This is a genomic window from Streptomyces albiflavescens, from assembly GCF_014645835.1.
Classification (GTDB): Bacteria; Actinomycetota; Actinomycetes; order Streptomycetales; family Streptomycetaceae; genus Streptomyces; species Streptomyces albiflavescens.
On sequence record NZ_BMMM01000002.1, the window covers coordinates 502,567 to 520,192 of the forward strand.

The 17,626-nt window shown below is 70.7% G+C and carries 12 protein-coding genes; 6 read left to right on the forward strand and 6 right to left on the reverse strand.

Annotation, left to right across the window (positions count from 1 at the left end):
* Positions 1–185: 185 nt before the first annotated feature.
* Positions 186–2,450 (reverse strand): TerD family protein, encoded by a 2,265-nt coding sequence (locus tag IEY95_RS48785; RefSeq protein ID WP_229702645.1) that lies wholly within the window; start codon positions 2,448–2,450, stop codon positions 186–188.
* A 146-nt stretch (positions 2,451–2,596) separates the two neighbouring features.
* Between IEY95_RS48785 and IEY95_RS07205 the strand changes: the two genes are divergently transcribed.
* Positions 2,597–3,118, forward strand: a complete 522-nt coding sequence (locus tag IEY95_RS07205; RefSeq protein ID WP_373294441.1) for a sigma-70 family RNA polymerase sigma factor — start codon at positions 2,597–2,599, stop codon at positions 3,116–3,118.
* A 1-nt stretch (position 3,119) separates the two neighbouring features.
* Positions 3,120–3,866 (forward strand): hypothetical protein, encoded by a 747-nt coding sequence (locus tag IEY95_RS07210; RefSeq protein ID WP_229702647.1) that lies wholly within the window; start codon positions 3,120–3,122, stop codon positions 3,864–3,866.
* Between the two features lie 58 nt (positions 3,867–3,924).
* Here IEY95_RS07210 and IEY95_RS07215 read toward each other — a convergent pair whose 3' ends face one another.
* Complete coding sequence (locus tag IEY95_RS07215; protein WP_189185031.1) at positions 3,925–7,242, reverse strand: S8 family serine peptidase; 3,318 nt, start codon at positions 7,240–7,242, stop codon at positions 3,925–3,927.
* A gap of 222 nt (positions 7,243–7,464) precedes the next feature.
* Positions 7,465–8,001 (reverse strand): CGNR zinc finger domain-containing protein, encoded by a 537-nt coding sequence (locus tag IEY95_RS07220; protein ID WP_189185032.1) that lies wholly within the window; start codon positions 7,999–8,001, stop codon positions 7,465–7,467.
* 125 nt (positions 8,002–8,126) lie between these two features.
* Between IEY95_RS07220 and IEY95_RS07225 the strand changes: the two genes are divergently transcribed.
* The 4 genes from IEY95_RS07225 to IEY95_RS07240 all read left to right on the forward strand — a co-directional run bounded on the left by IEY95_RS07225 (position 8,127) and on the right by IEY95_RS07240 (position 12,730).
* The gene (locus IEY95_RS07225; protein WP_189185033.1) at positions 8,127–8,570 is read left to right on the forward strand and encodes a VOC family protein; all 444 of its coding nucleotides are present in this window, start codon (positions 8,127–8,129) and stop codon (positions 8,568–8,570) included.
* Between the two features lie 28 nt (positions 8,571–8,598).
* Positions 8,599–9,486 (forward strand): pyridoxamine 5'-phosphate oxidase family protein, encoded by an 888-nt coding sequence (locus IEY95_RS07230; protein WP_189185034.1) that lies wholly within the window; start codon positions 8,599–8,601, stop codon positions 9,484–9,486.
* A 231-nt stretch (positions 9,487–9,717) separates the two neighbouring features.
* A complete protein-coding gene (locus tag IEY95_RS07235) occupies positions 9,718–11,499 on the forward strand; it encodes a TIGR03767 family metallophosphoesterase (RefSeq protein WP_189185035.1) in 1,782 nt (593 codons plus the stop codon).
* A 94-nt stretch (positions 11,500–11,593) separates the two neighbouring features.
* Positions 11,594–12,730: a serine hydrolase domain-containing protein gene (locus IEY95_RS07240; RefSeq protein WP_189185036.1), complete on the forward strand. Its 1,137-nt coding sequence runs from the start codon at positions 11,594–11,596 to the stop codon at positions 12,728–12,730.
* A 61-nt stretch (positions 12,731–12,791) separates the two neighbouring features.
* On the opposite strand, the gene IEY95_RS07245 is transcribed toward IEY95_RS07240, so the two are convergent.
* The 3 genes from IEY95_RS07245 to pepN form a co-directional block, all read right to left on the reverse strand.
* Complete coding sequence (locus IEY95_RS07245) at positions 12,792–13,352, reverse strand: cysteine hydrolase family protein (protein WP_189185037.1); 561 nt, start codon at positions 13,350–13,352, stop codon at positions 12,792–12,794.
* A gap of 169 nt (positions 13,353–13,521) precedes the next feature.
* Positions 13,522–14,574: a hypothetical protein gene (locus IEY95_RS07250; protein WP_189185038.1), complete on the reverse strand. Its 1,053-nt coding sequence runs from the start codon at positions 14,572–14,574 to the stop codon at positions 13,522–13,524.
* 420 nt (positions 14,575–14,994) lie between these two features.
* A complete protein-coding gene (gene pepN, locus IEY95_RS07255) occupies positions 14,995–17,589 on the reverse strand; it encodes an aminopeptidase N (protein WP_189185039.1) in 2,595 nt (864 codons plus the stop codon).
* Positions 17,590–17,626: the final 37 nt, after the last annotated feature.

The window sequence follows — 17,626 nt, forward strand, 5'->3', positions numbered from 1 at the left end:
GCCCGAGGAGTGGGACGCGGGGATCGGTCGGTTCCGCCCGGATCGTCCGGCGACGGCTCCCCCCGCTCCGAAGAAATCCACCCGCCGCCCGCCCCGGACCGCAAGCCGTACTGCGGGGCGCGGTCCCGTGGCCCGGAGCGGTGTGACGTACGACTCCGGGCCGGGGGGCAGGGCAGCGCGGCGGCCTAGCCGCGTGTCTCGATGCTCCACTTGCCGCCGCCCGTTCTGACCTGGACGAGGCCCTGCGGTATGTGCTGGAGACCGGTGGCCATGCTGATCCGGCGTATCGGTTCGAGACGCTCGTCGAGCTCCCAGAGCGCGATCAGGTCGAGCAGGCCACGCGCTTCGTACCGGACCATCATCTCGGCCGCCGGGCCGGTGTGACGTACGACTCCATAGCCCTGTCCCGACACCTTGTCGGTGAACGCGGGCACGGTGTCCAGGGCGGCCGGCTCGATCTGCCAGCCGGTCGAATGGCGGGCGGTGATCAGGACGTAGCAGTATCCGGCCGCCGACACCGGCAGGGTACCGACGACGGGCCGGCGCCGCCCCGCGGTGCCCGCGCTGATCCACTTCTTGCCGTCGGCCTGCACGGTGAACGTGTCCAGCGGATGGTCGTCCCGGGTGAGACGGCGCACGGTGTGCACCGCGGGCGGGCCGGTGTAGCGGAACACCGTGCTGCCCTTGCCCTCCGCCTTCCCGGTCAGCGGTGTCGCCGCCTCGATGGGCAGCAGACGCAGGCTCCACGAGCCCACCCGCTCCAGCCGCAGCCGGACCTCGCTCTGGCCCGAGCCGAACAGGAGGGTGCGGCCGGCCGTTCCGTGCGTGCTCGATTCCATGAACTTGTCGGCGTCGTCGTACTCGTCCAGCCGGTCGATCCTGTAGCCGCCGTACTCGGTCTCGTCCTTGATCGTGTACTCGAGGACCGCGGGCCGCCCGGGCTCCGGGTTGACCAGTGTGACCGTCTTCGCGCCGCGGCCCGAGTGCTCGTCCTTGGCACGGCTCAGGCGGCCGAGGAGGCCCTTCGAGCGGCGCTCGTCCTTGCCCGGGTCGTCGCTGTCACCCGCGTACGGCTGGACGGGTTGCGGCGCGGGCACGGCGGCGGGCGGCGCGGACGCCGGGGCCGGGCCGGGGTCGAGGGCGGGCAGGGGGCGGGCGGTGAGCTGCCAGGGGCCGTCGGCCTCGACGAGCAGCAGGAGCGGGCCCCCCGGGATGGGCGCGGTCTGCCGCAGCCGCCCGATGTCGTTGAAGACGAGGCCCTTTGAACCCTGCGGGTTGTGCGCGTCCACGCTCCAGACCACGAACGAGCTGTCGCCGTCGTCACCGCCGGAGAACTCCGCGTCGACGTCGGCCTCCGTACCCGTGTAGGCGAGCACTTCGGGGCCGAGCCCTTGCACGGTGCCGTTGAGGTGGCGCACCACCGACAGCGGTTGGACGGACACCGTCCAGTCGTTGTCTCCGGTGACCCGCAGCCGGAGCCGCCGGTCGTCCCCCTGGAAGGCGAGCGCGCGGCCGCGGAAGTCGGTCATGGTGTTGTTGAAGACGAGCTTGTCGTCCTTGTTGCGCTTGGTGAGCGTGTACGCGTAGAGGTAGCCCTCGCCCTCGTGCCAGGCCTCGACGATCACGGGGCCGGGAGGAACGGACCCGCCGACGGTGATGACGCCCTGACCCCGGCCGCGCTGCACGACGGGCTCGAACCCGGGCCCGAACGGGAACGGGGCGGCGTCCTGCGGTACCGGCCGCGTGGCGTCCACTGCTACCGGTCCCGCTGTCGAGGGCACGGCGTTCAGCGTTGCCGGTCCCGCGGTCAGTGCGGGCACGGTGTCCACCGGTCCGGGTCCCGCCGTCTTCGAGGGCTCGGCGTCCAGCGGTACCGGCCCCACCGACATCGAGGGCACCGCGTCGAGCGGCTCGGGCTCCGCCGGTTCCTCCACCGCGATGCCGAAGTCCGTGGCCAGCCCCGCGAGCCCCGAGGCGTAGCCCTGTCCGACCGCCCGGAACTTCCACTCCCCATTGCGCCGGTAGAACTCGCCGAGCACGAAGGCGGTCTCGCTCGACGCGTCCGTCACCTCGTAGTGCGCCACGATCGCACCGTCACCGGTCACCGCCTGCACGGCGAGTCCGGGTACCTGGCCGAAGACCCCGCCGTCGCAGGATCCGGCGATCAGCACCCGCTGCACCTCCGGCTCGACGCGCGGCAGGTCCAGCTCCAGCCATTCGGCGAGCTGCCCGTCGCCCTCGGCGTTCCCCGCGTGCCGTACGGCCGCCGAGGGATGCGTCGGCTGGTTGTAGAAGACGAGGTCGGCGTCGCCGCGTACCTTGCCGACCGCGTCGAGGAGCAGGGCCGAGGCGTCCACGGCCGGCGTCCCGGGGACGTTCCGACGGCAGACGGCGACCCGCAACAGACCTGCGGGGACAGGGGTGTTGGCACCTTTGGTGATGTGCGTCATGAGCCACATGCTGACAGTGGGGATCATGTGAAGTCGAGGGGCGGGAAATGTGGAGGCCGATGGTCCGGAAAACCCCTCCGAAGTGGGCCGAACGTTTTGGACCGCCGCCGCGTCGTAGAGGAAACGCGGCGAGGGGAGGGGTGGCTGTGCTGCGCAGAAAGGCCCGCCGTGCTCAGGGGGTGGACGACCCCTTGGACGCGGCCCAGGAACGCCGGGTGCGGGCGGTGCTCGCGCTCGGCGGCGTACCGCAGGCGGACCTGCCGGACGGGGTGCAGCAGGTCCGCCTGCGGTTGCTGGAGCGGGCGGCGAAGGGGGACGAGGCGCCGCGCGATGTGTCCGCGTGGGCGGCGGTCGTCGCCTCGAACCTCGCGATGGACTGGCACCGGGCCAAGCGCCGCCAGGAGCGGCTGGGTGAACGCCTGGCCTCGCTGCGGCAGCCGGCGCACCCCTCCGACGAGGACTCCAATGTGCTGTCGCTGGCCGTCGCGCAGGGCCTGGACGAACTGCCCGACGCCCAGCGCCAGGTCCTCGTCCTGCGCTTCTACGCCGATCTCTCCGTGCGTGGGATAGCCGAGGAGCTCGGCATCCCGGAGGGCACGGTCAAGAGCAGGCTGCACACGGCGGTCCGCGCCCTGCGCGCCCGCCTGCACGAGGACGAGGTGGTGTGACGTGGCCGAGTACGAAGGCATGGACGCGCTCATGGCCGCGATCACGGACGAGTCGCCGACCGAGGAGGCCCACGACGACGCCGAGTTCATGGCGGAACACCGTGCCGCGGTGGCGGACGTGGCGCTGCTGCGCGAGCAGTTGACGGCCCTCGGTCATGCCTTGACGGACCCTGGGGAAGAGCGGAAGCCGGTCCCGCGACGGACCCCCAGGAAGCGCACCCGCCGCCCGGAACAGGCCCCCAGGAACCGCGGCCGCCGTCCCCTAGCCCTCGCGGTGGGAACCCTCGCCGCGGCCGCCGTGGCCGCGATGGTCGTCGGCATGGGATGGCTCATCGCGCAGGGCGGAGTCGGTGGGGGGAACGACAGCGCCAAGGCATCCAAGGCGGACAGCGGAGACAACAAGGGGGGTGCGGAGTCCTCGCAAACCGCCGCCGGCTACATCGCCTGCTCCCGGCTCATCGTCGAGGGCACGGTCGTCGACGTCGAGCCGGCACCCGGCGGCGCGCAGGACCGGATCACCCTCGACGTGGACCGCTACTACAAGCCGGACAAGGGGAAGGCCCAGGTCACCTTTGTGATGGACGAGGACGTCGACCCGCGGCTGCACAAGGGCGACCACGTCCTGGTCGGCATCCCGCGCAACTCGGCGTCACCCGACATCTGGAGCACGCGGGAGAAGGACATCGCCCACGATCGGGCCTGGATCCTCAAGGCGTTGCCCCCGTCACGAGGCCTGGCGTGTGAGTGAGAAAGGGGCGGGCGCCCGTTTCCGGACGCCCGCCCCGTACCAGCCGTAGGAACTATGGCTACGGCGTGACCTTCTCGATCTTCACGCTGCCGATGCCCGCGACCGTGCCGCGCGCGTTCACCAGCTGGACCTGGCCGAAGAACTCGCGTCCCGCGGGCGCCGCGGCCGCGGCGGTGACCGAGCCGGACACCGTCGCCGAGTCGCCCGTGCCGAGCTTCACCGGCGCGGACTCGTCGACCGTGACGGTGCCGAGAGCGGCGGAGAAGAACACGTCCTGGTAGTCGTACGCGGTCGAGCCCGACGGGACCGCGTAGCCCGCGACCTCGATGGTGTACGTCCCGGCGGCCGGGTTCGCGACGGAGACCGCCTCCTCGGAGTCGCCGTCCGCCGACGAGCCGACGACGGTCCCGGCGGCGTTCTTCACCGTCAGGTCGAGGTCGGCGGCCGTGTCGGAGACATTGCCGATGGCGACGTCGAGGGACGTGGCGCCCGCGGGCACCTCGACCGTGGTGGTCTGCGTCGCGCCCTCCGCGATGGTCGGCCGCGCGGTCAGCGAGGAGCCGAGCGGGCCGCCCTTCAGCTTGCCGTCGAGCGCGGCGTACTTGTTCGTCACCTTCCAGGAGGCGGCGGCCGGGGTGCCGACCTTGGCCTCGGGGACGGTCACGACGGCCGGGTCGAAGGCCGCGCCGAGCACGGCGACGTCGAGCTTGTAGGGGTTGTCGAGCAGCGGCGACGTACGGCGCGCCTCGACCTCGACCTCCCAGACGCCGGCCTGCGGGTCCGCGTACGAACGCACGTCGGGCTTGCAGCCGTTGCCGGCGAGGTAGTTGTTGTAGCAGTACGGGGTGCCGGTGTTGTCGACCGGAACGCCGTACGGGTGGATCGAGATGAACCGGGTCTGGCTCTTGTCCTTCAGCCCGCTCATCGCGACCTCGAGGGACTTGGCGCCCTCGGGGACGGTCACGAAGTACGACTGCGTGCTGTTGCGCTGTACCGAACCCGACGCGGAGTACGTGTACTTGACCGGGGACGAGACCACGACCGTCGACAGGATCTGCTTGTCGATGCCCTCGGTGCTCGGGTCGTCGACCTCCAGGATCGCGCTCTTCAGGCCGGCCGACCTCGGGGCGGCCTGGACCTTGACGGTCACCGGCTGGTTCAGCGGGAGCCTGACCTCGTCCGAGCCGACGATCCGGAAGGTGTCGGCGGCGTTGTTCTCGAAGTACAGCTCGTGGCGGATCGCCCGGTCGGCGCCCGACGTACGCGTGATCGTGATGTCGTACGTCTTCTTGTCACCGGCCTTGAGCCCGCCCTCGCGGTCGTACAGGCCCGTGCCGAAGCCCGGCGTCTTGAGTGCGTAGTCGATCGCGGTGTCGACCGGGGCCTTCACGGTGTAGTCGTGGGCGGTGGCGCCGTCCTTGACGGCGTCCCAGGCGTCCCCGATGTTGATGAGGCCCGCACCCTCCGCGTACGCCTGCACACCCTTGATGTGGTCGGCGGTCGAGGTCAGCGCCGTGCGCAGGGTGGCGGGCTTCAGGTCGATGCCCTTCTGCTTGGCGGCGCTCAGCAGCAGCGCGGAGGCGCCCGCAGCCTGCGGCGACGCCATCGACGTGCCCTGCAGCATCGAGTAACCGGCCGGCAGTGAGTAGCCCGCCTCGGCGACCGGGGAGCCCGGCAGCCAGGTCTGCGTGGAGTTGATGGAGGCGCCGGGGGCGCTCAGCGTCGGCGTGAAGCCGCCGTCCTCGCGCGGGCCGCGCGAGGAGAAGGGCAGCATCGCGTAATCCTTCTCCACCTGCGAGCCGTAGTTGGCGGCCCAGGTCTCCTTGGAGATGGTCGCGCCGACCGAGATGACCTTGTCGGCGAGGCCCGGGTCACCGATGGTGTTGGCGCCGGGGCCCGAGTTGCCCGCGGAGATCACCAGCTGGACGCCGTAGGTGTCGATGAGACGCGTGTAGAGCTCGGCGCGCGCGTTGTTGCCGTCGTTGAGCGCGGGCAGACCGCCGATGGACATGTTGACGATGTCGACGCCGCGGTTGGCGACGAGGTCGATCATGCCCTCGGTGAGCGCGACGTTGGTGCAGCCGCCGGTCCAGGTGCAGGCGCGCGAGGAGACGATCTTCGCGCCGGGCGCGGCACCGTTCATCCTGCCGCCGAACAGGCCGTTCGCGGAGGTGATGCCCGCGACGTGGGTGCCGTGCTCGGACTCGATGACACCGATGTTGACGAAGTCGGCCTTCTTGCCGATCCAGTCGCCGCCGTAGGGGTCCATCGGGACGTCCTTGCGGATCTGCACGACGAACGGCTGCCGCTCGACGACGTCGGTCGACGGGTTGTCGGTGCCGAAGTAGCCGATCTGGTAGCCGTCCTTGTACGGCTTCATCGGCTTGTCGTCGGTGAAGTCGTTGTTGTTGTTCAGGTCGACGGTGACCGTGCCGGCCGCCGCGTCGTACAGGACGCCCCACGCGTCGGTGGTGTCGCCGTCCCGGTTCGCGTCGCCCTTGGCGTCGCCGCCCGCGGTCACGGACTCGCGGAAGGTGCTGATCTCGTACGAGCCCGCAGGCGCCGTCCAGGTCTTGCCGCTGTAGGTGAAGGTGGGCCCGGACACGGCGGTGACCATCGCACGCCAGGTCGCGTCGCCGTCCACGATCGGGTCGGTCGAGGTGACCCAGTCGACGATCTTGCGCTCGCCGGTGGTGGTCTTCTGCAGCGCGGGGTGGCCCAGGTCGACACCGGAGTCGAGGATGCCGATGGTGATGCCGCGGCCGTCCGCCTTCGGGTGGTCCTTCACGAAGTCGACGGCGCCCGTCTCGAAGGACGGGTTGTACGGGTTCTCGGCGGGGGTGCTCTTGGACGGACCGGAGTACGTGGCCGTCGAAGTGGCCTGCTCCTCGGCGCCCTTGGCGGTGTCGGCGCTCGGCGTCGGGTCGTCCAGCGCGATCTCCTGGCGCAGGTCGATCCCGTGCACCGAGGACAGCTTCGCGGCGGCGGCGATGGCCGAGTCGGCCCGGCCGGTGGGGACGGTCGCCCGGACGTAACCGAGCTTGTCGTAAGTGCGGCCCACGGAGCCGCCCTTGACCGCGTCCAGCTCCTTGGCGACCTGCTCGGTCCGACCGGGAGCGGTGGCGATCATCATCGTGACGTTCTTGTCGCCGTTGGCCTTGGCCTCGGCGAGGAGGTCGGCGTCGGACGAACCGAGCTTGGCGGCGGCGGACTTGGTGCCGGGGTCGGCAGCCGGGGCGTCCGTGCCCGCGTTCGCGGAGAAGGCCATGGGTATCGGCCCGGCCGCGGAGAGCGCGGCCACCAGGCCGGCGGCCACGGCTATGCGGGCCACGCGTCTCGCGCCCGATATCGGAGCGCGCTGAGGGTCGGAGGTCATCTGCATCCCTTGTAGGTAAAGGAACGAACGCGGAACGACCGGCCCCGACGTTCCTCCGGGACGCGATCGCATCAGTCCGGTATGTGGACCCGGATGACCGCTCAGCTTTACCTAAGGGGCAGTTGTTTGGGGAGAGTTGACCGAGGCGGGATGGAGTCATGGCGTAATTCCGCCATGCGTCACGCCAGTTATGTCGTTGTATGGCGTGACATGTAGGAGAGCTCAGCTCTCCTTCGTGCGCGCGTAGTGGCGGGATGCCTTCGCGCGGTTACCGCAGGCCGCCATCGAGCACCAGCGGCGGGTGCCGTTCCGCGAGGTGTCGAAGAAGTGCAGGATGCACGAGTCGTGGGCGCAGCGGCGGATGCGGTCGGGGGCGGCGGCGAGCAGCTCCAGATAGTTGCGCGCGGCGAGCCAGGCGGGACCCCAGGCGGTGTCCTTGAACTCGACTCTCTCGCCCGGTCCCTGGGGGCTCAGGGTGGGGCGCAGCCGTCCGTGCGCGAGGACGGCGTCGACGCGGTCCGCCCCGTCCTCCAGAGAGCCGTCGACCACGGCGCGCAGGGCGTCGCGGGCCTGGAGCACGTGTCGCAGGGTCGCCTCGTCGGCGACGTGGTCCAGCTCGTTCGCGGCCAGCCATACCGCGAGCCCCTCGGTGTCCTTGAGCAGGTCCTGCGTGACCCCTTCGTGCATCCAGCGGGTGTTGAGCAGGTCGAGTGCGAGCGGCTCACCGGTGAGTGGACGCGGGTCGGAGGCGGTGGGCATGGCGGGGCTCCCTTCACGGCTAACCGGTCAAGAGTACGTGACCGGTTGCGCTTCTCCAGTCTAACCCTTAACCTCGATGACAGAGGTTAGCCCTGTCGGGGGCGCCATCGACAGAGGGGACTGGCATGGCACCGCGCACCGGCCACATCGGCCTGAACGTCACCGACCTCGACCGCTCACTCGCCTTCTACCGGGACGTCCTCGGCTTCGGGGTGATCGGCGAGGGCAAGGAGGAGGAGCGGCGGTACGCATTTCTGGGGGAGGGTGGCAGCCCGGTGCTCACGCTCTGGCAGCAGGCGCAGGGGGCGTACGACGACGGGCGCGCCGGCCTGCACCACCTCGCGCTGGAAGTCGACTCGATCGACCAGGTCAGAGAGTACGAGACAGCCCTGCGCGCCTACGGTGTCGACTTCGCGTACGAGGGCGTGGTCGCCCACCGCGAGGGCGCGGCCTCGGGCGGCATCTTCTTCCACGACCCCGACGGCACCCGCTTGGAGATCTACACGCCGAGTGGTGCCGAAGAGGCACCGGCGCCGTCCGCATCGGCGCCGACCTGCGGTTTCTTCTAGGGACGGGTATGACTCTCCAGGAGCCGTCATGACCTACCACTCCGGTTCGCGCGCCGTGCAGGACCGGGTCGGCGTCCGCGACCTCGCCGATCACGTGGGACAGGCCATCGGACAGGGCATCCGACCGGTGGCCGCCGCCTTCCTCGAACTGCAGCCGTTGCTGATCGTCGGCGCCGCGGACCCGGAGAGCGGAGCGGTGTGGGCCTCTCCGCTCACCGGGGCACCCGGTTTCGTGCGGGCCACGGGGCCCCGCCAGATCTCGGTCGCGGGCGGGGTCGGGCCCGGCGACCCGCTCACGCCGGCGCTCTCCGCGGCCGGCACCCCACTCGGCACGATCGCGCTCGACCCGCGCACCCGCCGCCGTATGCGCCTCAATGGACGGGCCCGCCCGACACCCCGCGGGTTCGCGGTCGAGGCCGACCAGGTCTTCTCCAACTGTCCGAGGTACCTGCAGAGGAGGGAGTCGTACGAGACGACGGACCGTGTGCGGGGCATGCCACGACGCGGCGCCGAGCTCTCCCCTTCCCAGCGAGGGTTCATCGAGGCCGCCGACACCTTCTTCCTCGCCACGGTCCACGCGCACGGGGCCGACGTGAGCCATCGGGGCGGCAACCCCGGATTCGTACGTGTTGATTCGCCCGGCGAGCTCAGGTGGCACGACTACCCCGGGAACTCCATGTTCCTGACCCTCGGCAACCTGGCGGTCGACCCACGTGCCGGGCTGCTCTTCCTGGACTGGGAGTCGGGGGCGGCGCTCCAGCTCACGGGCACGGCGCGCACAGAGTTCACCGACGACGGGGAGCGGACCGTCCGCTTCACCCTCACGGAGGTCGTGGAGACACCCGCTGCCAGTCCGCTGCGCTGGTCGGCGCCCGAGTACTCACCGGCCAACCCGTCGGCGAGCGCCGGGGAATAGGTTCAGTACCCCGCAAAATGAACACGGAGTGACCGTCTCCCGGCCGTTCGGGGAGGGGCCGTGGACGCGCAGGGTGGTCCAAGATCCACGTACGGTGATCGGCGCTGCCCGTTGCTGCCCAGTTAACGTGCAGGTCATTCCCGGTGCCAACGATCCAGTGTGAGCGGGGAGTTCGCGAGCCGAGCGCCCCGCGACCACTGCCGACGCGTTCGCACTCGGGGAGACCGCGCCATGTCGCGCATACGCTCTGTCGCCACTGCTGCTGCCATGAACCGCCGTACGCTTCTCGCCGCCACCGGGGCGGTGTCCCTCTCCGCGGGGATCGGCCTGGCCCTGCGGTCCGGCTCGGACGCGCACGCCGCGGCCGGCCACGCCGGTCAGGCGCCCGTCGCCGACTCGCTCGCCCACTCCAGGACCCGGTCGAACGGGGTGGCCCCCGCGAAGCCGGCCCCCTACACACGCGGCACCACGCTGAGCAACGTCGCCACCCCGCACTCCGGCTCCACCGGGTACCGGCGGCTCGGCGACGGCGCCGGCTGGAAGCGGGTCGTGCGCAGCGAGCTGGCCTCGGTCAAGTCGGGCCGGGCCGAGCGGCGCACCGCGCTCGCCGCGTTCGTGCAGCTCACCGACCTGCACCTGGTCGACGCCCAGCACCCGCTGCGCCTGGAGTACCTGCGCGCCCAGAACAAGAGCGCCTGGCGTCCGCAGGAGACCCTGACCGTCGCGGGCGCCGTCTCGCTCGTCGAGCGGGTCAACTCACTGCGGGGAGCGCCCGTCACCGGCTCCCCGCTGCATTTCGTCATGACCACCGGGGACAACACGGACAACAACTCCAAGACCGAGCTGGAGTGGTTCCTGAAGGTCATGAGCGGCGGCCGCATCAGCCCCAACAGCGGGGACCCGCGCCACTACGAAGGCGTGCAGGCCAGCGGCCTCAAGACGTACTGGCAGCCCGACTCCGCCCTGCGCGACGCCGACAAGCAGCTCGGCTTCCCGCGCATCGAGGGCTTCCTGGAGGCGGCGATCCGCGAGCTGCGGAGCCCCGGTCTCAAGCTGCCCTGGTACTCCACCGTCGGCAACCACGACGCGCTCCCGCTCGGCTGCTACGGCTCGCGCGGCGACTCGTACCTCACCGACTTCGCGGTCGGCGGCAAGAAGCTGATGTCGCTCCCGGCGGTGGAGTGCACCGCCCTCGCGAAGAGCATCAAGGACGGCAGCAGCCCCAAGGGCACGGAGTTCCGGGACCTGCTCAAGGCGCACGCCCGCCAGATGCGCTCCGTCACGCCCGACGAGAACCGGGCCCCGTTCACCCCCGCCGAGTACATCCGGGCGCACCTCGACACCGCGTACACCGGCCCGGGTCCGATCGGCCACGGATACTCCTCCGCGAACCTCGCCGCGAACACCCAGTACTACACGTTCCGCATCGCCGAGGACGTCATCGGCGTCAGCCTCGACACCACCGACCCCGGCGGCCACTACGAGGGCTCCATCGGCACGGCCCAGCTCCGCTGGCTGGAGAAGACACTGCGCGAGAACAAGGACTCGTACGTGATCGTCTTCAGCCACCACACCAGCAAGACGATGCGCAACCGCCACGCCGACCCCGCCCACCCGGCGGAGAAGCGCCACGGCGGCGACGAGGTCATCGCGCTCCTCGCCAGCTTCAGCAACGTGTTGGCCTGGGTGAACGGCCACACCCACAAGAACGAGATCATCCCGCACGCCGCGCCCGACAACCGCTCCTTCTGGGAGATCTGCACCGCCTCGCACGTCGACTTCCCCCAGCTCGCCCGCGTGATCGAGCTGGTGGACAACAAGGACGGCACGCTCTCCCTCTTCACCACCCTCATCGAATCCTCGGCCCCGCACGGGACGGACTTCGCCGACCTCACCCAGACCGGCCTGGCGTCCCTCTACCGCGAACTCTCCTTCAACGCTCCCGGCGCCCGCACGGACCTGTCGGGAACATCGCGGGACCGCAATACGGAGCTCGTACTGAAGAAGGGCTGAAACCCGCTCAACTGGCACACGGGCAGGCAACCTTCACACCGGCCCATCGGGTCCCTCCACCCGACCTGGCAGTTCGTCGGTGAAGGGGGAAGACATGTCAGTGCGTACGGGACTGGTGGGGGCCGCCGCGGTGGTGCTGGCCGGGGCTCTGGCGGGACCCGCGGTGGCGGCGCCCGCCGGAGGGGGCCATGCCTCGACCCGGCAGGCGATGGACGCGGCCGTGAAGGACGGCGTCCCGGGTGTGACGGCCACAGCGAAGGACCGGCACGGCACCTGGTCCGCCACGTCGGGCGTGGGCGACCTCCGGACGGGGGCGCCGCGCTCGACGGCGGACCACTACCGCGTCGGCAGCATCACCAAGACCTTCGTCTCCACGGTGCTGCTCCAACTGGAGGCGCAGGGCCGCCTGTCGCTGGACGACAAGGTGGACACGTGGCTTCCGGGCGTGGTGCGGGGCCACGGCCACGACGGCCGCGCGATCACACTGCGCCAACTCCTCAACCACACCAGCGGCATCTTCAACTACACGGCGGACGAGGACTTCGGCCGTACGTACTTCCTGAAGGACGGCTTCTTCCAGCACCGCTTCGACACGAAGACGCCCGAGCAGCTCGTCGCGATCGCCATGACCCACAAACCGGACTTCGCGCCGGGCACGTCCTGGAACTACTCCAACACGAACTATGTTCTGGCCGGCATGGTGATCGGCAAGGTCACCGGCCACTCGTACGCGTCGGAGATCCGCCACCGCATCATCGAACCGCTCGGCCTGCACGCGACGTCCGTCCCCGGCACCAGGGTCACGGTCCCGGGGCCGAGCAGCCGCGCCTACTCCAAACTGGCCGAGGCGACGACGGGCCCGACATACGACGCCACGGAACTCAACCCGTCCCTGGCGTCCTCGGCGGGCGAGATGATCTCCGACTCCTCGGACCTGAACCGCTTCTACGCGGCCCTGCTGCGGGGCAAGCTCCTGCCGCAGAAGCAGCTGACGGAGATGAAGACCACGGTCAAGGCCGACGGCATCCCGAACGCGGGCTACGGACTGGGTCTCATCGACCGCAAGGTGAGCTGCGGCGTCCACGTCTGGGGCCACGACGGCGGGATCCACGGTTCGACCTCCTCCGCCGTGACGACCGCCGACGGCCGCCATTCCCTCTCCTTCAACTTCAACGGGGACTGGTCGGGGGACAGCGACGCGGTCATCGAGGCGGAGTTCTGCGGCAAGTAGCCGGCCCGAGGGCGCAGGCCCCTAGGGCCTGTCGTCACATTCGGGAATGTGACGACAGGCCCTAGTCGCCGGCCGCGAAGGTGACGTCGCCCGTGTCGACCGTCCCTCCGCGGCGCCCGGGGGCGCTCTGCCACTGCCAGTAGAGGTTGGTGTGGGCGACCACCTGCTCCGGGGGCGGTGCGCCGTATGCGGTCAGGTCCTCCGTGGTGTGGGCGTCGCCGACGAGTGTCACGTCGTAGCCGCGGGTGAAGGCTCCGTGGAGGGTGGAGCGGATGCACGCGTCGCTCTGGGCGCCGGTGACGACGAGGCGGCCCACGCCGCGGTCGGCGAGCAGCGTCTCCAGTTCGGTGGCCTCGAAGGAGTCGCCGTAGAGCTTGTGGACGACGGGTTCCGAGTCGGCGCGGACCAGTTCCGGCACGTACTGCCAGCTGTGGCTGCCGCGCTTGAGGTCGTCGTCGGAGTGCTGCACCCAGATCACGGGCACGTCCTCCGCGCGGGCCTTGTCGACCAGGGTGTTGATGTTCGCGATCACGCTGTCGCGGTTGTGGGAGCCGTCCACCACGCCGTTCTGGACGTCGATGACGAGCAGCGCCGTGTGCGGCCGGTCGGGCAGGGTCGTCATGGAGCCCTCCTGATTCTCGTCGAGGATCCTCGGAAATCCTGTGTCGGCCCCACAGTAGAGCGGCGCACTGACAACGCCACCGCGAAGCGGCAAGCGCAGGAGAAGGGGCCCGCGGCTGTGCGCTCGCAGGCCCCTTCCCTCCCCTCCTGACACCTCCCCCGGTCCCTCCCTACCGGGGCAGCACCACGACATACGCCGCCGGATCGCGGTCGTTCGAGGCCATCAGCGCGGTGCGTACGACCGTGGCCTGCTGTTCCATCCCCTCGCGGAGCTTCTTCGGGGTGATGTAGACGACGGTGATGCCCAGGCGCTCCAGGTGTTCGCGCTTGCGGGCGTACTCCGACCAGAGGGCGTCCTCGTCCTGGCGGGGAGCCCGGGTGTCCAGCTCGACCGCGACCGCCTGCTCGGGCCAGTACGCGTCCAGGCCGCCCAGGTGGGGACCGCCGGGCAGGCGCAGGTCCACGTTCCACACCGGGTCGGGCAGGCCGTGCTCATGGACCATGCGGTACAGACGGTCCTCGGCTTTGGCGCGCCCCTCGGCCAGCAGCGAGTCCACCGCGTCCACCACGTGCGGGCGGCCGAGGAGCCGGGCCGCAGTCAACTCACGTACCACTGCCGCCGGTTCGCAGTGGAGGCCCCGTACTGCCTCCGTCAGCAGCCGGCGTACGGCCCCCGCGTCGGCCAGTTCCGCGACCGCGTCGGCGAGGGCGCGCGGCACGGGGGCGACCGGAACGCCCGTGACCTGCACGGGGGTCGGGAGGGACGGCGTACGGACGATGCGGGCGCAGCCGTTGGAGCGGAGGCGGCGCAGGCGGGGGACCAGGACGTCGATCCTGTCGAGGGACAGGAGGGGCGGGGCCGAGGAGAAGCCGTACAGGGTCAGTGCCGCCAGGCCCGTGATCAGGGCGTCCGTGTACGGCTGGGGAGCGTGAGGTTCCTCGGCGCCCGGTTGGGCGGGGATGGAGGCCGCCGGGCCGGGCACGGGGGAGCGGGCGGCGTACAGCAGGACCGCGTGCAGGCGTTCCTCGGAGGTGGGCGGGCCGGGGTGGAGGAGGTAGACGCCCGGGAGGATCTGCTGCCAGGGGCCGCCGGGGCGGCACTGCTCGTTCGCGTCGGCGGTGGTCACGCCGTGGGCGCGCAGCTGGGCGGTGGTCAGGACGCGCCGCTGTACGTCGGAGAGATGGCGGAGGGGGCGGGGGGAGAGCGGGGTGTTGTGGTTCATGACCCGGGGTTTCCCGCCCCGGGGCGGGCCTCTAACCGCTGTTACACGCCCGTCGACAAATCTGGACAAGCTCGTCCTAAAGTACGGGCGTTCGACTGCCGAAAGGCCCTGGTCCGGACGGGGAGTAATAGGGGTTACGGCTCTGAATACCTGTATTTCGTAACCACTGCGTGCATCGGATTACGTCACCAGAGCTCCGGCCACCCGCGTTGGCGCCGCGTCCGCACCGCGCCGGTATCGCGTCCATTCGACGTCCGCGCCGCGTCCGCACCGCGCCGGTATCGCGTCCATTCGACGTCCGCACCGCGCCGGTATCGCGTCCACTCGACGTCCGCACCGCGCCAGTACCGCGCCGCACCCCGTCAGCACCGAGGGCACCGGCCGGAACCGGTGCCCTCGGTCGCCCAGCGGTGGGCGGTGCTAGCCCGCCGCCGCCACATCGCACGCCTGTCCCCGCAGCGCACGCGCCAGATCGTCCCGCGCCTCCAGCACCAGCCGCCGCAGCGCGGGCGCCGCCCCCTCGTGCGTCGCCAGCCACGCGTCCGTCGCGTCCAGCGTCTCCTGCGAGTCCTGGAGCGACGGGAACAGCCCCTTCACCACGTCCATGCCGATCTGGATGGACCGCTCCGCCCAGACCCGCTCGATGGCGTCGATGTACTTCGCGGCGTACGGCGCGAGCAGCTCGCGCTGGGACGGCTGCGTGAATCCGGCGATGGTCGCCTCGACGAGCGCGTTGGACAGCGCGTCGGACTCGACCACGGCCGCCCAGGCCTGCGCCTTGACCGCCGCCGAGGGGCGGGCGGCGAGGCAGCGGACCTGGTAGCGCTTGCCGGACGCCGTGTCGTCGCGGGCGAGTTCGGCCGAGAGCGCGGCCTCGTCGGCGACCCCGTGCGCGGCGAGCGGCTCCAGGAACGCCCAGCGCAGCTCCTGGTCGACCTCCAGCCCGTCGATCTTCGCGGTGCCCGCCAACAGGTCCTGCAGCAGCTGGAGATCGGCTTCTTCGGACGCCACCGTCGCGAAGAAACGCGCCCACGTCAGCTGGTGCTGGCTGCCCGGCTCGGCGAGCCGCAGCTCCCGCAGCGCGCCCTCGGCCAGCAGGCGCCCGCCCTCCGCGCGCCAGGAGGGCGCCGCGTAGTACGTGAGCGCCGAGTTGGCCCAGGCGTGCAGCATCTGGAGCACACCGATGTCGGACTCGCGGCCCGCGTACCGCAGCACCAGGTCGATGAAGTCACGGGTGGGCATGAGCGCGTCGCGCGTGAGGTTCCACAGCGCCGACCAGCACAGGGCCCGCGCCAACGGGTCGGTGATCTCGGCGAGTCGCTCCCGCAGAGTCGCCAACGAGCCTTCGTCGAACCGGATCTTGCAGTACGTCAGATCGTCGTCGTTGACGAGGACCAGCTCGGGGGCGTCGGCGCCGACCAGCTCATGGACGAGCGTGCGCGGGCCGTCGACGTCCACTTCGGCGCGCGCGTACCGCTCCACGGTGCCCTCGGGCGTGCGGCGGTACAGGCCCACCGCCACCCGGTGCGGGCGCAGTTCGGGGTGCGACTCGGCGGCCTCCTGAAGGATCGCCACCTCCGTGACACGTCCCTCGGAGCTCAGAATCACCTGCGGGGTTAGGGAGTTGACGCCGGCGGTCTGCAGCCAGGACCGCGCCCAGCCGGCCATGTCCCGGCCGCTCGTCTCCTCCAGTACCGACAGCAGGTCGCCGAGGCGCGTGTTCCCGTAGGCGTTCCGCTTGAAGTAACGCCGCGCGCCCTCCAGGAAGGCGTCCTGCCCCACGTACGCGACGAGCTGCTTCAGCACGCTCGCGCCCTTGGCGTAGGTGATGCCGTCGAAGTTGAGCTTGGCGTCCTGGAGGTCGCGGATGTCGGCCGTGATCGGGTGGGTGGACGGCAGCTGGTCCGCGCGGTACGCCCATGCCTTGCGGCGGTTGGCGAAGGTGATCCAGCCGTCCTTGAAGCGGGTCGCGCCGACCAGCGAGAACGCGCCCATGAAGTCGGCGAAGGACTCCTTGAGCCACAGGTCGTCCCACCACTCCATGGTGACCAGGTCGCCGAACCACATGTGCGCCATCTCGTGCAGGATGACGTTCGCCCGGCCCTCGTACGACGCCTGCGTCACCTTGCCGCGGAAGATGAACTCCTCGCGGAAGGTGACGAGTCCCGGGTTCTCCATCGCGCCGAGGTTGTACTCGGGCACGAACGCCTGGTCGTACTTGCCGAACGGGTACGGGTAGTCGAAGTGGTCGTGGAAGAAGTCCAGCCCCTGCTTGGTCACCAGGAACACGTCGTCGGAGTCGAAGTGGGGTGCCAGGCCCTTGCGGCACATCGCGCCGAGGGGGATCTCCAGCGTCGTACCGTCGTCGAAGGTGCGGGAGTAGGAGTCGGTCACATAGTGGTACGGGCCCGCCACGACCGCCGTGATGTACGTCGAGATCGGCTTGGTCTCGGCGAACTGCCAGATGCCGTCCGTGAGCTCGCCGACGCCGTTGCTCCAGGCGGTCCAGCCCTCCGGGGCGCGTACCTCGAAGCGGAAGGGGGCCTTGAGGTCCGGCTGCTCGAAGTTGGTGAAGACGCGGCGCGAGTCGGCCGGCTCGTACTGCGTGTACAGGTAGACCTCGCCGTCCTCGGGGTCGACGAAGCGGTGCATGCCCTCTCCGGTGCGGGAGTAGGCGCACTGGGCGTCGACCACGAGTTCGTTGTCGGCGGCCAGGTCCTCCAGCTGGATCCGGGAGCCGTCGAAGACCTCGCTGGGGTCGAGATCCTTGCCGTTGAGTGAGACGGCCGTCACACTCGGCGCGATCAGGTCGGCGAAGGTGGCGGCGCCCGGCTCGGCGCAGCGGAAGCGGATGGTGGTCACGGACCGGAAGGTCCGCGGACCCTCCGTGCCGCCCTCTCCCGCGGGGGAGTCGCCGACGGCGGAGCGCAGGTCGAGGGACACGTCGTACCCGTCGACGGACAGCAGGGCGGCCCGCTCCCGGGCCTCGTCGCGGGACAGATTCTCACCGGGCACGGACGGCACTCCCTCAGCTGGTGTTCGGCATGCGGAC

What these genes read in the sequence shown, in the direction of transcription:
- IEY95_RS48785 (WP_229702645.1), bottom strand. Translation starts at nt 2,450, where the DNA reads ATGACGCACATCACCAAAGGTGCCAACACCCCTGTCCCCGCAGGTCTG.
- IEY95_RS07215 (WP_189185031.1), bottom strand. Translation starts at nt 7,242, where the DNA reads ATGACCTCCGACCCTCAGCGCGCTCCGATATCGGGCGCGAGACGCGTG.
- IEY95_RS07220 (WP_189185032.1), bottom strand. Translation starts at nt 8,001, where the DNA reads ATGCCCACCGCCTCCGACCCGCGTCCACTCACCGGTGAGCCGCTCGCA.
- IEY95_RS07225 (WP_189185033.1), top strand. Translation starts at nt 8,127, where the DNA reads ATGGCACCGCGCACCGGCCACATCGGCCTGAACGTCACCGACCTCGAC.
- IEY95_RS07230 (WP_189185034.1), top strand. Translation starts at nt 8,599, where the DNA reads ATGACCTACCACTCCGGTTCGCGCGCCGTGCAGGACCGGGTCGGCGTC.
- IEY95_RS07235 (WP_189185035.1), top strand. Translation starts at nt 9,718, where the DNA reads ATGTCGCGCATACGCTCTGTCGCCACTGCTGCTGCCATGAACCGCCGT.
- IEY95_RS07240 (WP_189185036.1), top strand. Translation starts at nt 11,594, where the DNA reads ATGTCAGTGCGTACGGGACTGGTGGGGGCCGCCGCGGTGGTGCTGGCC.
- IEY95_RS07245 (WP_189185037.1), bottom strand. Translation starts at nt 13,352, where the DNA reads ATGACGACCCTGCCCGACCGGCCGCACACGGCGCTGCTCGTCATCGAC.
- IEY95_RS07250 (WP_189185038.1), bottom strand. Translation starts at nt 14,574, where the DNA reads ATGAACCACAACACCCCGCTCTCCCCCCGCCCCCTCCGCCATCTCTCC.